Raw genomic sequence first — 14,382 nt, forward strand, 5'->3', positions numbered from 1 at the left:
CGGCCCCACCGGCGTGGGCAAGACCACCACCCTCGCCAAGCTCGCCGCCCGCGTGGTGATGCGCCAGGGCGCCGGCCGCGTGGCCCTGGTCAGCACCGACCATTACCGCATCGGCGCCGCCGCGCAGCTGGAGCACTACGCGCGCCTGCTCGGCGTGCGCGTGTACCCGGCCTACGACGCGCAGAGCCTGCGCCAGGTGCTGGGCCTGCTCGGCGACTGCCACACCGTGCTGGTGGACACCGCCGGCGTGGGCGGCGACGACCCGCGCCTGGCCCAGCAGTTGGAGGTGCTGGGCGACGCCGGCGCGGTGCGCGCCTGCCTGGTGCTGGCCGCCAACGCGCAGGCGCAGTCGCTGGAGCAGGCGGTGCAGGCCTACCTGCCGATCCGCCCGCACGCCTGCATCCTCACCAAGCTGGACGAGGCGCCCAACCTCGGCGGCGCGCTGTCGGTGCTGATCCGCCACCGCCTGCCGCTGGACTACACCGCCGACGGCCAGCGCGTGCCGGAGGACATCCGCCCCGCCGACGCCCGCGCCCTGGTGGTGCGCGCCGCGCGCGTGCTCAAGGGCGCCGCGCCGGAGGCGGACGACACCTTGCTAGCCGAGCGCTTCGGCATGGCGGTGGCGCAGGCATGACCGAGATGGAAGGCATCCTCGCGATGAACCAGGCCTGGGGCCTGAAGAACATGCTCTCCGCGCTGGCGGGCCTGGGCGGCGGCAACGGCGACGGCCACCAGGCCTCCTCACTCGACCCGCCGCCCGCGCCGCGCGCCTGCCGCGCCATCGCGGTGGCCGGCGGCAAGGGTGGCGTGGGCAAGACCACGGTGGCGGTGAACCTCGCCATGGCGCTGGCGATGGCTGGGCGCGAGGCGATGCTGCTGGACGCCGACATGGGCCTGGCCAACGTGGACGTGCTGCTCGGCCTGATGCCCAACCGCCACATCGGCCACCTGCTGGACGGCGTGTGCGGGCTGGAGGAGCTGATCGTGCAGGCCCCGCACGGCCTCAAGGTGATCCCCGGTGGTTCCGGCGCGCGCCGGCTGGCGCAGCTGGGCAACGGCGAGCACGCGGCGGTGATCCGCGCCTTCGACGAACTGCCGCGGCCGCCCGAGTTCCTGATCGTGGACACCGCCGCGGGCCTCTCGGACAACGTCTCCATGTTCGCCGCCGCCGCCGACGACGTGGTGCTGGTGGTGTGCGACGAGCCCGCCTCGCTCACCGACGCCTACGCGCTGATCAAGGTGCTCAGCCGCGACTTCGGCGTGCGCCGCTTCCGCCTGCTCGCCAACATGGTGCGCAACCTCGGCGAGGCGCAGGAGCTGCACCGCAAGCTGGCGCGGGTGAGCGACCGCTTCCTCGACGTGGTGCTCGACTTCATGGGCATGGTGCCGCAGGACGAGCGCCTGAAGCAGGCCATCCGCCGCCAGAACGCGGTGGTGGATGCCTGGCCCTCCAGCCGTTCCGCGCAGGCATTCAAGCAATTGGCGGGTGCGGTCGATACATGGTCGGAACCCGCGCGCGCGGGCCAGGGCCACATTGCCTTTTTCGGTGGCCGGGCCGCACCGGTGGCGGGGTGGTGAGATGAACGTGGCCTCCGAATACCTCCAACTGCAACGCCAGAGCGCGGACGAGCTGGTGCGCCAGCACGCCCCGCTGGTGCGCCGGATCGCCTATCACCTGATGGGACGGCTGCCGCCCAGCGTGGACGTGGGCGACCTGATCCAGGCCGGCATGATCGGCCTGCTGGAGGCCGCGCGCCATTACGCCACCGACCGTTCCGCCAGCTTCGAGACCTACGCCGGCATCCGCATCCGCGGCGCCATGCTGGACGAGCTGCGCAAGAGCGACTGGACCCCGCGCTCGGTGCACCGCAAGGTGCGCGAGATGGCCGAGGCGGTGCGCCAGATCGAGATCGAGACCGGCGCCGACGCGGAGGACGCCGAGGTGATGAAACGCCTGGGCATGGACGCGCAGGAGTACTACCAGGCGCTGGCCGACGCCGCCAGCGCGCGGCTGCTCAGCCTCACCGCGCCGGACGACGGCGAGGGCGCGGCGGCCTTCGACGTGGCCGACGAGGCCGGCCTCGACCCGCAGGCCCACATCGAGCGCGAAGGGCTGCGCGAGGCGCTGGTGGAAGGCATCGGCGGCCTGCCCGAGCGCGAGCAACTGGTGATGTCGCTGTACTACGAGCAGGAACTCAACCTCAAGGAGATCGGCGCCGTGCTCGGCGTCACCGAGTCGCGCGTGTGCCAGATCCACGGCCAGGCCATCGTGCGCCTGCGCGCGCGGATGGCCGATTGGCGCGGTGACGGGAATCGGGAGTCGGGGACAGGGAATGGCAAAGCCCGCCGTACTTCCATCGCGCCTGGTTCCTCCCGTCGCTGAAACGCTTCCTAGCTCCGATTCTCCATTCCCTATTCCCTAATCCCGAGGACCCATGGACAAGAACATGAAAATCCTCGTGGTGGACGACTTCTCCACCATGCGGCGCATCGTCAGGAACCTGCTGACGGAACTCGGCTTCAGCAATCCGCTGATCCAGGAGGCCGACGATGGCGAGAACGCGCTGACCATGCTGCGCGCGGCGCCGTTCGACCTGGTGGTCACCGACTGGAACATGCCCAACATGACCGGCATCGACCTGCTGCGCGTGATCCGCGCCGAACCCGCGCTCAAGGCCCTACCGGTGCTGATGGTCACCGCCGAGAACAACCGCGACCAGATCATCGCCGCCGCCCAGGCCGGCGTGAACGGCTACATCGTCAAGCCGTTCACCGCCGTCACCCTGCAGGAGAAGCTCGCCAAGATCTTCGAGCGCCTCGCCGCCAGCGGGGTGAAGGCATGAGCACCGTGCTGCATTCGCTGGGCGGCGAGCTGCCGCCGGAACTGCGCGAGCTGCTCGACAGCCGCGACGGCGCCGCCTTCGAGCAGGCCCTGGACGCGCTGGTGCGCCAGCGCGAGCAGGGCCTGTTCCGCGCGCTGGGCCTGCTAGCGCGCGACCTGCACGACGCCGTGCGCCGGCTCGGCGACGACCTCGCCAACGAAGGCGTGCCCGGCTCCGTGGCCGACGCGCGCAAGCACCTCAACGACGTGCTCGACATGAGCGCGCAGGCCGCCCACCGCAGCATCGACTTCGCCGAGCGCATGCGCCCCGAGGCCGAGGCGCTGGCCGCCAACGCCGCCGAGGTGCTGGCCTACCGCGACGATGCCGGCGACCCCGCCGCCGTGCTGGCGCGCCAGGCCGCCGCCTTCGCCGGCAGCTGCCGCGAGGGCCTGACCGACATGGTGATGGCGCAGTCCTGGCAGGACCTCTCCGGCCAGCGCATCAAGAAGGTGGTGGGCTTCATCGGCAGCGTCGAATCCTCGCTGCTCGAACTGGTGCGCCTCACCGGCGCGCTGGCCGGCCACGAGGCGCCGTCCAAGGTCGAGAAAGTGTCCAGCCAGGACGAGGCGGACCGCCTGCTCAGCGAGTTCGGATTCTGAGCATGGACCCGTCGCTGGACAGCGAGCTGCGCGACGACTTCCTGGTCGAGGCCGGGGAGCTGGTGCAGCGCCTGGGCGAGCAGTTGGTGGAACTGGAGGCCGCGCCGGACGACGCCGAGCTGCTCAATGCCGTGTTCCGCGCCTTCCACACCGTGAAGGGCGGCGCCGGCTTCCTCGCCATCGAGCCGATGGTGCAGCTGTGCCACCACGCCGAGGACCTGCTCAACGCGGCCCGCAACGGCGCCTTCCGGCTCGACGCCGCGCAGGCCGACGCCCTGCTCGAGGCGCTGGATCTCTTGAACGGCATGATGGAAGGCGTGGCCGCCGGCACGCCGCTGGCGATGCCGCCGCCGGAGCTGCTGCGCCGCCTGTTGCCGCCCGCCGCCGCCCGGCCCGCGCCGGTGCCTGCGCCCGCCCCGGCGCCGCCGCCGCCCGCTCCGACTGGCGGCGGCATCGACGACGCGGAATTCGAGGCCCTGCTCGATACTCTTTACGGCACCGCCGCGCCCGGCACCGTGGCCGCCGCGCCGCTGCCGCCGGGTGCGGCGCCGGCGTCCTCCGCGACCATCGGCGACGACGAATTCGAAGCGCTGCTGGACACCCTGCACGGCCAGGGCGCCGCGCCCGGCGCGACGCCTGCCGCGGGCGGCGACATCGGCGACGACGAATTCGAGGCCCTGCTCGACACCCTGCATGGCAAGGGCGGGGCGCCCGGGCAGGCGCCGGCAGTGCCGGCTGCCGCGGCATCGGTGGCAGCGGCACCCGCTTCCGCACCGGCATCTGCCGCCGCTGCCACTACGCATGCGGCCCGTGCCGCCGCGCCGGCCGACACCACCGTGCGCGTGGACACCGGCCGCCTCGACGCCCTGGTCAACCAGGCCGGCGAGCTGCTGCTGGTGCGCAACCGACTGCAGAGCCTGGCCGCGCGCAGCGGCGACGAAGCGCTGGCGCTGGCCGCCGGCGAGCTGGACCGCGTGGCCGACGAACTGCAGGGCGCCGTGCTCGGCATGCGCATGCAGCCGGTGGGGCGATTGTTCCAGCGCTTCCCGCGCATCGTGCGCGACCTCGCCCGCCAGCTCGGCAAGGAAGTGGAACTGGTGCAGGAAGGCGAGGGCACCGACCTCGACCGCAGCCTGGTCGAGGCGCTGGCCGATCCGCTCGTGCATCTGTTGCGCAACGCGCTCGACCACGGCCTGGAACTGCCCGCCGAGCGCGAGCGCCTGGGCAAGCCGCGCAAGGGCGTGGTGACGCTATCGGCCAGCCAGCGCGGCGAGCGCATCGTGATCCGCGTGGCCGACGACGGCCGCGGCATGGACGCCGAAGTGCTCAAGCGCAAGGCCGTGGAGAAGGGCGTGATCGACGCCGCCCAGGCCGCACGCCTCACCGAGGCCGAGTGCTACGAACTCATCTTCCGCCCCGGCTTCAGCACCGCCGCGCAGGTATCGGACATCTCCGGCCGCGGCGTCGGCATGGACGTGGTGAAGACCCGCGTGGCGGAGCTGGGCGGCACCTTGCAGGTGCGCTCGCGGCTCGGCCACGGCAGCGAGCTGGAACTGGCGGTGCCGCTGACGCTGGCGATCCTGCGCGTGCTGCGCGTGCGCGTGGGCACGCGCCTGCTGGCGCTGCCGCTCAGCAACGTGGTGGAAGTGTTCGAGCTGCGGCCCGGCCAGGACAGCCTGCTCGACGGGCGCCGGGTGGCCGCGCACCGCGGCCGCGCGCTGCCGCTGGGCGACCTCGCCGGCTGGGCCGGCGCGGGCGGCCAAGCCGCGCGCCACGTGGTGGTGCTGCACATCGGCCACCAGCGCCTGGGCGCGCTCGTGCACGAGGTGCTCGGGCGCGAAGACGTGATGGTCAAGCCGCTCGGCCCCCTGTTCGAGGGCGTGCCGGGCGTGGCCGGCGCCACCGTCTCCGGCGACGGCCGGCTGGCGCTGGTGCTGGACCTCGCGGGGCTCGCCGGCGACGGCGGGCAGTTGCTTCCCTCATTGCGGATTTCGGCGTGACATGGACCTGGTAAGCCTCATCGGGACGATCCTGGCCTTCCTGGTCATCATCGTCGGCACCCTCCTCAAGGGCTCCTCGGTCGACGCCCTGCTGAACCCGGCCGCCTTCGTGATCGTGATCTGCGGCACCCTGGCCGCGCTGCTGGTGCAGACGCCGGGCGCCGTGCTCAAGCGCGCGCTGGCGATGCTGCCGATGGTCTACCGCCCGCCGCAGCACCAGCCCGCCAATCTGATCAGCCGCATCGTCGGCTGGAGCGAGATCTCGCGCCGCCAGGGCCTGCTGGGGCTGGAGTCGCAGATCGACGCCGAGTCCGACCGCTTCGTCGGCAAGGGCCTGCAGCTGCTGGTGGACGGCACCGAGCCGGAGGCCCTGCGCGGCGTGATGGAGGTGGAGCTGGAGACCCGCGAGCACAGCGACCTGCTCGCCGCGCGCGTGTTCGAGAACGCCGGCACCTACGCGCCCACCATGGGCATCATCGGCGCCGTGATGGGCCTGATGGCGGTGATGCAGAACCTCGCCGACCCCGGCAAGCTCGGCCACGGCATCGCCGCCGCCTTCGTCGCCACCATCTACGGCGTGGGCCTGGCCAACCTGTTGATGCTGCCGATGGCTGCGCGCCTGAAGGGCATGATCCAGAAGCAGACGCAGATGCGCGAGATCCTCATCGAGGGCCTGGTTTCCATCGCCGAGGGCGAGAACCCGCGCCAGATCGAGGCCAAGCTGCAGGGTTTCACGCCGTGAGACGGCGCCGGCTCTACAAGGACGACCACATCAACCACGAGGCATGGGCGATTCCCTACGCCGACCTGATGACCCTGCTGCTCGCCTTCTTCGTGGTGATGTACGCGGTGTCGGTGGTCAACGAGGGCAAGTACCGGGTGATGTCCGAATCCATCATCGAGGCGTTCAACGGCACCAGCCACGTGATCGCGCCGATGCCGCCCAAGCCCACCAAGCCGCTCAACGTGGACCCCTCGCTCGCCACGCCGCCGGGCCGGCCGGGCGCGGCGCCCGCCCCGGTGGCCGTGCCCACCCCGCGGTACCCCTCGCCGCAGCTCATGGCCAACCTGCGCGGCAAGCCGAACGCGCCCGAGCGGCAGAACCTCGAACGCATCCAGGAGCAGGTGCAGCAGGCGCTGCAGCCGCTGATCGACCGCAACCTGGTGGTCGTGCGCCGCACCGAGAACTGGCTGGAGATCGAGATCCGCACCGACATCCTCTTTCCCAGCGGCGTGGCCCACCTCTCCGCCTCCGCGCAGCAGGTGCTCGACCGCCTCTCCGGCATCCTGGCGCCGTTCCCCAACCCGCTGCGGGTGGAGGGCTACACCGACGACAAGCCGATCAACACGGCCGTCTATCCGTCCAACTGGGAACTCTCCGCCGCCCGCGCCGCCAGCGTGGTGCACCTGTTCGCCGAGCACGGCGTGGCGCCCGCGCGCCTGGGCATCATCGGCTGGGGCGAATACCGCCCCGCCGCCGACAACGCCACCGCCGAGGGCCGCAACCGCAACCGCCGCGTGCTGGTGGTGGTGCTGAGCGACGACCAGGCGCCGGCGCGGTTCTTCAGCACGCCGGAGCAGAAGCAGGCGGGGCGGTTGCCGGCGCCGGTGCAGGCCGGGGTGCAGGGGGCGCCGTCGCAGGGCGCGCCGCTGCAAGCCGGTGCGCGGCCGGTGTCGCCGCCGGCGGTGTCGTCGCCGACGGGTCAGGCTGGTTTGTCTGCGGACGCTGTGGCGGGCATTGCGGCGACTGCCGCAGCGGGCGCGACGGCGGGCACTGCTGGAGCGGCGGCGGTTCCGGTGCCGGCAGGTTCACAAGGGGGATCGGCGGAGGCCGCGCCGCCATTGGCCTCCGCGCAGGTTACGGCGACGGATCCGATGCCGGCGGCCGCGGCGCGCAGGGCGATGGCTGGCGACACGCAAGCCGGGAGCCATGCCGCATCTCACCTTGCCCCCGCCACGGCTGTCGTGCAGGCGCTCCATGCCACCGAGGTCGCCGCGATGCTCCCGGCCGCCACCGCGGCTGCGAAAAGGCGGGCCTTGCCGAACCCGCCGACGATCCGCAGCGCCGATGAGCGCGCCCTCCGCGAAAGCGTTGCCGATCCCTCTGCCGAAAACCGCGTCGCCCCCACCACGTCGCAACCGGGGCGCGCCTCGCTGATCGTCACGCCGGATGGCAGCCGATGAGCATCCCTCGCACCGTATGGCAGTCACCGCGCCCATGAACTCCGTTGCTTCTTCCACCGCATCCAGCCATGGCGCTGCGGCCACCGCGAGCGAACAACGCTGGCTCTCCTTCCATCTCGCCGGCCAGCGCTATGCCGCGCCGCTCGAACAGGTCAGCGAAGTCATCCGCGAAGGCGACATCACCCCCGTCCCCGGCGCAGCCCCCGACCTGCTCGGCATCCGCCACCTCCGCGGCCGCATCGTCCCCGTCATGGACGGCCGCCACCGCCTGGGCCTGCCTTCCAACCTCGCCGGCGACCCGGCCAGCGTGCGGCTGGTGATGCTCAGCCACGACAGCCATCTCGTCGGCTTGCGCGTCGATGCCGTCGGCGAACTGCTCACCTTCGACCAGGCCGACATCGCCCCGCCGCCGCCCGATCGTGCTGAGCGCGAGGAAGATCCGGTGAATGGCGTGCTGGCCGTTGGGGAGGGCTTCGTGGCCTTGCTCGACGTGCGGCGGTTGTGCCGGCTGCCGGAAGACGTCAAGTAAAGATGGGTATCCATAGCCGAGCCGGCAAGCGGCTTCGGCTATGGATGTTGGAGGGGTTACCCTCGATGAACGATCGACTGGTTGAGGGCCGCAATGACCGCATCAATGTAGCCGCGGTCCTTGCTGGTCAACGCCTGCGTCTCGCCTGACGAACTGCTGAGAACGACAAGCCAGTCCGATTTTTGCTTGATCCACCAAAACACAGCGGCGGCAAGGAGCGCTGCACCAGCAATAATGCTTCCGGCAAACATCGCAACAAGACCGAAAAGACCCACGATAATTGGGCCTCCGCGCGACGGTAGCGTGACAACTTGTTTGACCGAGGTTACACCGTTCATGGCATAAGTTTTTTCATGAACTATGAAGCGGGCGTTGGAGACGCTAACGCCACCCTGGTCAAAGAAAATTTTCTCTTCCATGTATTCCCCCTTCGGTTCTCAATTTTCATTGGCACGTTCGGCCGGGCCAGCAAAGTCGTGATAGCCGTTGCGGCCGTCACCACCGGATTGGATGCTTAATCCAGATCGCCGAGCATGCCGTCCTTGTCGGGATGAGTCAGCCAATCGGCGATGTCCTCGCCCAAGGCCTCGACAGTGCGGCCCAGCACCGAGCAGTTGCCCTTGAAGCCGCCAAAAGCGCCGCCCATCGAATTGCGCCGGCCGAGGAAGTTGCCGACCTGCTGGCCGTCCTGATACAGCTTGCCCTTCACCGTCGTGTACGTGTGATGGCCCGTGAACGCATTGCCTTCGGCCAGCGAATCGGTGATCTCCACCACCAGCACGCGACCGGGCGCTGTTGCCTCCGCATGCGGCACCAGCGATACCGTCACGCCTTTCTCCTCGCCGTACTGCTTGATGAAGGACGACAACTTCTCGCCCAACTCGCACTCGTTCTTCACCGAACGGGCAATCACCGCATCTTCCGCAAAGGAAATCGGCGACTGCACGGTCACCGAGTCCGTCGCCGCGGCACCGTCGGCGGCATGGACACCCGAAGCCGCCATGCCGAGCACGACCGCGACCGCAAACACACACTTGCGCATAGAAAAATCCCCTGAATGGAGCCTCCTTGGCTCGTGGTGAGTATAGCCGGCATCCTCCGGCCATTAGCTCCAATCACTTTTCCTTGTTTTGGCCTGTCAGATGGGCTTACCAGTCAGGACTCGGAGGTTGTGCTTCAATCTGCTGGAGATGTTCGAGTGTTTCATAAAGCCCTGAAAACTCTTTAGCTAGCTCGCCTTCCGGAGAGAAGATGCCATAGCCGATATGGATATACGTGCCATCCTCTTTTTGGATGAATATTTTGCGGATCGTATATCCGTTTAGCTCTTTAATTGGTGGTCCAAAATTTCTATTCACAAGAACTCCTGTAGCCCAGTCTTGGGTCAGCTCGATGGGTATCTTCGACGTGGATGAACTACCGGATGGGATGCGGACATTCAGTTTCCGGCAACATCGTAGACGCTAGCCAACACCGCCGCCGCCGCCGCATACAACATCACCGGCACATCCTCCCTCAACCGCAACGCCGCCAGCACCGCCGCGATCTGCGGGTCGTGGTGGATCGGCAGCCCCAGTGCGCGCGCGCGGGCGAGCAGCATGTCGATGGCCTCCGGCGGCAGGCTGGCGGATTTGTCCTCGCTGGCGTTGGCCAGGCGCAGCACCACGCGGCGGTAGGTGGGGGGCAGGGGTTGGTTCATGCGGTGGCCTTGAGCAGCAGGGCGCCGGCGCGGCCGTTGCCGTGGGGCAGGCCGGTCTGGCAGCTCAGCTGGTCGAGCAGCACGCCGACGGCGGCGAGGCGCTGGCGCAGGGTGCCGAACTGGCGTTCGAGTTTTTCGGTGGTGGCGCTGCGCTCGGCCCACAGGCGCACGGCGAGGCGCAGGTCGCGCAGTTGCAGTTCGCCCTGCACGGGGCCGAGTGCGGGCAGGTCGATGGCGAAGCCGAAGGTCCAGAAGGCGTTGCCGTCTTCGCTGTCGCGGGCCAGTTGCAATTGGAGTTGCAGCACGTCGCGGCCGTCCTGGCCCTGCAGGGGGATTTCGATCATCCAGGCCTGCGCGGCGGCGGCGTCGAGCTGGGCCACTTCGACCCGGGCGAGGGCGGCACGCACGTCGCCGTGCAGGCGGCCGACGAGGGTTTCGGCGAGCGACAGCGCTTCGGCTTCGGCGGCTTCGGGCGGGGACGCGGACGCGGATTCCATCGCCGGCATGGGCTGCCGCGGCGTCGGCATCGACGCCTGTCGCGGCTGCGGCTGCAGGCCGCGCTGCGCGAGCGGCGGCGGGGCCGGCGGTTCGGGGGAGGGCGGCACCGGGCGCGGCGGCGGCTGGCGTTCGAGCACAGCGGCGAGGTGGAGCAGGATGGCCTTCCAGTCGTTGCCGGCCAGCGCCGCGAGGTCGGCGCGCGGCGTGGTGAGCTGGGCTTCCAGGAACAGGCCGCTGCGCTGGATCGCCTCGCGCAGGCCTTCGCCCCGGGTGATGTCCTCGGGCGTGCGGATACCGTGTTCGAGCAGGGCCAGCGCCTCGCGCAGCGGCTGCGGCAGCTGGCGCAAGACGGGGCGCTGCGAGAGCGCGCCGAGCGTGGCGAGCAGCGGGGCGTAGCCGTCCTGCTGCGGTAGGCGTTCGCGCAGGCCGCGCTGCACGGTGGTCTCGGCGGCGCTGGCGGCGAGGATTTCCAGCAGCGGCTGGCTGCCCAGGCTCTGCACGCGCACCTGGAATTGCGGCGGCAGCTGCCCGCCGGGGAGCTGCCCGCCCGGCAACTCGGCCTCCACCGCCATGCCGCCGATCTGCAGCACCATCAGGCCGCGCTCGTTCACCCCCAGCGGCCGCGCGGCGAGCACGGCGCCGATGCGCCAGCTCTCGGCGGTGGTGCCGGCGGCGGCGCTGGCCCAGGTCAGGGCGGCCAGGCTGGTGGGTTGGATGTTCACGCGGAGCCTCCTGCGCGCGATGCCGGAGACCGGCTGTCGGTTCCGTGCATTCGTAATGCCTATCGGCGCGAGGCGCAGGAACTTGAGCGGGTGCTCGGTGATGTCGGCTGTACCGGCTGGCGGGTCGCTGCGTCAGGGCGAGCACCCGCCCCTCACCCCGGCCCAAAGCCGGCGCCATCCATCGTGTTCTCGCCGCGTGCCTCGCAGGGCAGAGGGAAAAGAGTGGGCTAAAGCCATGCCGGCTCCGGCCGATAAGCCCCACGCGAGGGGTCACCAGTGCGATGCGGAGAGTCGAGCGGCATGGGTAGCAAGAAGGGGACGACGGATGCGGGGGACGGCGCGGCGCGGGCGATCGGTTTGCCGGCCGACTGCCGCATGGCCGCCATGGCGGCGCTCTACGGCGAGCTGCGCGGCGCACTCGATGCGCCGGCCACGGCGCTGGACGGCCGCGCGGTGGAGCGTGTGGACACCGCCGCCCTGCAGCTGCTGACGCTGTTCCGCCGCGAGGCGGCAGCGCGCGGGCGCGCGGTGAGCTGGCTGGGCGCCAGCGAGGTTTTGTGCGAGGCGGCCGGCACGCTCGGCCTCTCGCAGGCACTGGATCTGCCGGCGCACGCGCCGGCCTGAACATTTCGGACGAGGTTTTGACGATGGCAAAGATTCTTGCGGTGGACGATTCGGCGTCGATGCGCGGCATGGTGGCCTTCACCCTGCGCGGCGCGGGCCACGAGGTGACCGAGGCGGAGAACGGCCAGCTGGCGCTGGAGGCGGCCAACGCCGGTGCGTTCGACCTGGTGCTGGCCGACGTCAACATGCCGGTGATGGACGGCATCAGCATGGTGCGCGAGCTGCGCGCCAAGCCCGAGTACAAGGGCGTGCCGATCCTCATGCTGACCACCGAGTCGCACACCGACAAGAAGATGGAAGGCAAGGCCGCCGGCGCCACCGGCTGGTTGGTGAAGCCGTTCGACCCCGACCAGCTGCTGGCCACCGTCAAGCGCGTGCTCGGCTGAAGGGCGCGGAGAAAACCATGAGCAACGCCGCGCTGGGCCAGTTCCAACAGGTGTTCATCGAGGAGAGCCTGGAAGGCCTCGACACGATGGAGTCGGCGCTGCTGGAGCTGGACGGCGGCGGCGACGCGGAGCTGGTGCACACCATTTTCCGCGCCGCGCACTCCATCAAGGGCGGCGCGGCCACCTTCGGTTTCCCGGAGATGTCCGCCTTCACCCACGAGGCGGAGTCGCTGCTGGACGAGGTGCGCGGCGGCAAGCGCGCCATCGACGGCGCCATTGTCGAGCTGCTGCTGCGCGCGGTGGATTGCCTGCGCGGCATGTTCGCGCGGGCGCAGGCCGGCGCGCCGCTGATCGACGCCACGGCGGAGGCCGTGCGCCACGAGCTCGTCGCGGCGATGGGGCGCGAGGCGCCCGCCGCGGCGCCGAAGCAGGCCGCGGCGGCGGGCGCCGCCGGCGGCTGGCTCGTCCGATTCCGCCCGCACCCGGGCATGCTGGCGGGCGGCAACGAGCCGCTCCGCCTGATCCGCGAGCTGGCGGAGCTGGGCGAGATCGCCGTGACCGCCGAGCTGGACAGGCTGCCCGCGTTCGACAAGCTCGACCCCACCGAATGCCACCTCGGCTGGACCATCGCGCTCCAGGGCGCGGTCAAGCGCGAGGCGGTCGCCGCGGTGTTCGACTGGGTGGAGGACGAGTGCGATCTCGCCATCGAGCCCATGCCCGCGGCGGCCGAGGCTTCGAGTGTTCCGGCCCCGGCGGCGCAGGCTGCCCAGGCCCCGGCGCCGGGCGCCGCCGCCACGGCTGGCCCCGCCGCCGCGCGTCCCGCGCGCGAGGCGGCGGCGAATGCCGAATCCAGCTCCGTGCGCGTGGCGATCGACAAGATCGACGGCCTGATCGACCTGGTCGGCGAGCTGGTGATCACCCAGTCCATGCTCGACCCGTTCCGCGAGAACGTCGAGCCCGAGCGCGTGGCCCTGCTGCAGCAGGGCCTGGCGCAGTTGGCGCGGCACACGCGCGCGTTGCAGGAGAGCGTGATGGGCATCCGCATGCTGCCCATCGCCTCGGTGTTCAACCGTTTCCCGCGCATGGTGCGCGACATCAGCCAGAAGCTCGGCAAGCAGGTGAGGCTGGAGCTTTCGGGCGAGCACACCGAGCTGGACAAGACGGTGCTGGAGAAGATCGGCGACCCGCTGGTGCACCTGGTGCGCAATGCCATCGACCACGGCCTGGAATCGCCCGAGAAGCGCCGCGCCGCCGGCAAGGGCGACACCGGCACGCTGCGGCTGGAGGCCTTCCACCGCGGCGGCCACATCGTGGTGCAGGTGGGCGACGACGGCGCCGGGCTCAACCGCGAGGCCATCGTCGCCAAGGCGGTGCAGCGCGGCCTGATCGCCAGCGGCGAGGGGCTGTCCGACGAGGCCGTGGCGGAGCTGATCTTCCAGCCCGGCTTCTCCACCGCCTCGGTCACCACGGACTTGTCCGGCCGCGGCGTGGGCATGGACGTGGTCCGCCGCAACGTGGCCGACCTGCACGGCTCGGTCACGGTGAAGAGCGTCGAGGGGCAGGGCAGCACCTTCACCATCACGCTGCCGCTCACCCTCGCCATCATCGACGGCCTCACCGCGGCGGTGGGTGCGGAGCACTACATCGTGCCGCTGGTGTCCATCGTCGAATCGGTGCGGCTGCCGGCGGAGGCCCTCCGCACCGTGGCCGGCGGCGGCGAGCTGTTCCGCTTCCGCGGCGACTACCTGCCGGTGATCCGCCTGCACGAGAGCTTCGGCTGCCCCGGCGCGGTGCAGGCGATCGAGGACGGCCTGGTGATCGTGGTCGAGGGCGAGGACAGCCGCGTGGGCCTGTTCGTGGATGGGCTGGTGGGGCAGCAGCAGGCGGTGGTGAAGTCGCTGGAGGCCAACTACCGGCGCGTCAACGGGGTGTCCGGGGCGACGATCCTGGCGGATGGCTCGGTGGCGCTGATCGTGGATGTGGCGGGGTTGGTGCGGTTGCATGGGCGCAGGCGGGCGGCTTGAGGTTGTCGCTCATGCTCTTATGTGGGTTCAGAGCAATTGCTTATTGAGGGCTCTCCAGAGAGCCTTGGCAGGCTATTGAGATGCCGGATAGGCGGCTGCACGCACTCGATGCGCTGGAAGCTTCACCCGTCAAATGAAGCGACTGTCGGCGCGCCTGCGCTAGGGAAATGGGATGGATGATCTTGCCCCCGTTCCACGGACACCCGGATAAGCGGTTCACTATCGCCATCTGGAG

The 14,382-nt window shown here is 70.4% G+C and carries 17 protein-coding genes; 12 read left to right on the top strand and 5 right to left on the bottom strand.

Annotated elements, in window-relative coordinates:
- The 9 genes from ACH65_RS11220 to ACH65_RS11260 form a co-directional block, all read left to right on the top strand.
- The coding region (locus tag ACH65_RS11220; RefSeq protein ID WP_049622687.1) for a flagellar biosynthesis protein FlhF at nt 1-634 on the top strand (634 nt) is incomplete at its 5' end.
- Between the two features lie 5 nt (nt 635-639).
- A complete protein-coding gene (locus ACH65_RS11225) occupies nt 640-1,578 on the top strand; it encodes a MinD/ParA family ATP-binding protein (RefSeq protein WP_425478286.1) in 939 nt (312 codons plus the stop codon).
- A 1-nt stretch (nt 1,579) separates the two neighbouring features.
- On the top strand, nt 1,580-2,383 hold the full coding sequence (locus tag ACH65_RS11230) for an RNA polymerase sigma factor FliA (protein WP_082190272.1): 804 nt from the start codon (nt 1,580-1,582) through the stop codon (nt 2,381-2,383).
- A 52-nt stretch (nt 2,384-2,435) separates the two neighbouring features.
- Complete coding sequence (gene cheY, locus ACH65_RS11235; RefSeq protein ID WP_049622688.1) at nt 2,436-2,843, top strand: chemotaxis response regulator CheY; 408 nt, start codon at nt 2,436-2,438, stop codon at nt 2,841-2,843.
- Nucleotides 2,840-3,481, top strand: coding sequence for a protein phosphatase CheZ (locus tag ACH65_RS11240; protein ID WP_049622689.1), 642 nt, complete (start codon nt 2,840-2,842; stop codon nt 3,479-3,481). The genes cheY and ACH65_RS11240 overlap by 4 nt, the downstream gene beginning before the upstream one ends.
- Before the next feature lie 2 nt (nt 3,482-3,483).
- Complete coding sequence (locus ACH65_RS11245) at nt 3,484-5,481, top strand: chemotaxis protein CheA (protein WP_049622690.1); 1,998 nt, start codon at nt 3,484-3,486, stop codon at nt 5,479-5,481.
- Nucleotide 5,482: 1 nt separating this feature from the next.
- Nucleotides 5,483-6,223, top strand: a complete 741-nt coding sequence (locus ACH65_RS11250) for a flagellar motor protein (RefSeq protein WP_049622691.1) — start codon at nt 5,483-5,485, stop codon at nt 6,221-6,223.
- Nucleotides 6,220-7,665: a flagellar motor protein MotD gene (motD, locus tag ACH65_RS18480; protein WP_053096249.1), complete on the top strand. Its 1,446-nt coding sequence runs from the start codon at nt 6,220-6,222 to the stop codon at nt 7,663-7,665. The genes ACH65_RS11250 and motD overlap by 4 nt, the downstream gene beginning before the upstream one ends.
- A gap of 16 nt (nt 7,666-7,681) precedes the next feature.
- Complete coding sequence (locus ACH65_RS11260; RefSeq protein ID WP_237561499.1) at nt 7,682-8,194, top strand: chemotaxis protein CheW; 513 nt, start codon at nt 7,682-7,684, stop codon at nt 8,192-8,194.
- A gap of 56 nt (nt 8,195-8,250) precedes the next feature.
- Here the strand turns inward: ACH65_RS11260 and ACH65_RS19030 are convergent, their stop codons facing one another.
- The 5 genes from ACH65_RS19030 to fliK all read right to left on the bottom strand — a co-directional run bounded on the left by ACH65_RS19030 (nt 8,251) and on the right by fliK (nt 11,113).
- Nucleotides 8,251-8,613, bottom strand: coding sequence for a DUF6232 family protein (locus ACH65_RS19030; protein ID WP_082190273.1), 363 nt, complete (start codon nt 8,611-8,613; stop codon nt 8,251-8,253).
- Nucleotides 8,614-8,708: 95 nt separating this feature from the next.
- A complete protein-coding gene (locus ACH65_RS11265; protein WP_049622693.1) occupies nt 8,709-9,236 on the bottom strand; it encodes a hypothetical protein in 528 nt (175 codons plus the stop codon).
- Between the two features lie 106 nt (nt 9,237-9,342).
- Nucleotides 9,343-9,552, bottom strand: coding sequence for a hypothetical protein (locus ACH65_RS19845; RefSeq protein ID WP_153242569.1), 210 nt, complete (start codon nt 9,550-9,552; stop codon nt 9,343-9,345).
- An 80-nt stretch (nt 9,553-9,632) separates the two neighbouring features.
- On the bottom strand, nt 9,633-9,893 hold the full coding sequence (locus tag ACH65_RS11270; protein ID WP_049622694.1) for a hypothetical protein: 261 nt from the start codon (nt 9,891-9,893) through the stop codon (nt 9,633-9,635).
- On the bottom strand, nt 9,890-11,113 hold the full coding sequence (fliK, locus tag ACH65_RS11275; protein WP_049622695.1) for a flagellar hook-length control protein FliK: 1,224 nt from the start codon (nt 11,111-11,113) through the stop codon (nt 9,890-9,892). Before fliK ends, ACH65_RS11270 begins: the two co-directional genes overlap by 4 nt.
- Before the next feature lie 300 nt (nt 11,114-11,413).
- Between fliK and ACH65_RS11280 the strand changes: the two genes are divergently transcribed.
- Genes ACH65_RS11280 through ACH65_RS11290 form a run of 3 tightly spaced genes read left to right on the top strand, consistent with a single transcriptional unit; the run spans nt 11,414 to nt 14,147 of the window.
- Nucleotides 11,414-11,737, top strand: coding sequence for an STAS domain-containing protein (locus ACH65_RS11280; RefSeq protein ID WP_049622696.1), 324 nt, complete (start codon nt 11,414-11,416; stop codon nt 11,735-11,737).
- A 23-nt stretch (nt 11,738-11,760) separates the two neighbouring features.
- Nucleotides 11,761-12,123: a response regulator gene (locus ACH65_RS11285; RefSeq protein WP_049622697.1), complete on the top strand. Its 363-nt coding sequence runs from the start codon at nt 11,761-11,763 to the stop codon at nt 12,121-12,123.
- Nucleotides 12,124-12,140: 17 nt separating this feature from the next.
- The gene (locus tag ACH65_RS11290; protein ID WP_049622698.1) at nt 12,141-14,147 is read left to right on the top strand and encodes a chemotaxis protein CheA; all 2,007 of its coding nucleotides are present in this window, start codon (nt 12,141-12,143) and stop codon (nt 14,145-14,147) included.
- Nucleotides 14,148-14,382 lie beyond the last annotated feature (235 nt).

The organism is Frateuria defendens (assembly GCF_001182895.1).
GTDB lineage: Bacteria > Pseudomonadota > Gammaproteobacteria > Xanthomonadales > Rhodanobacteraceae > Frateuria_B > Frateuria_B defendens.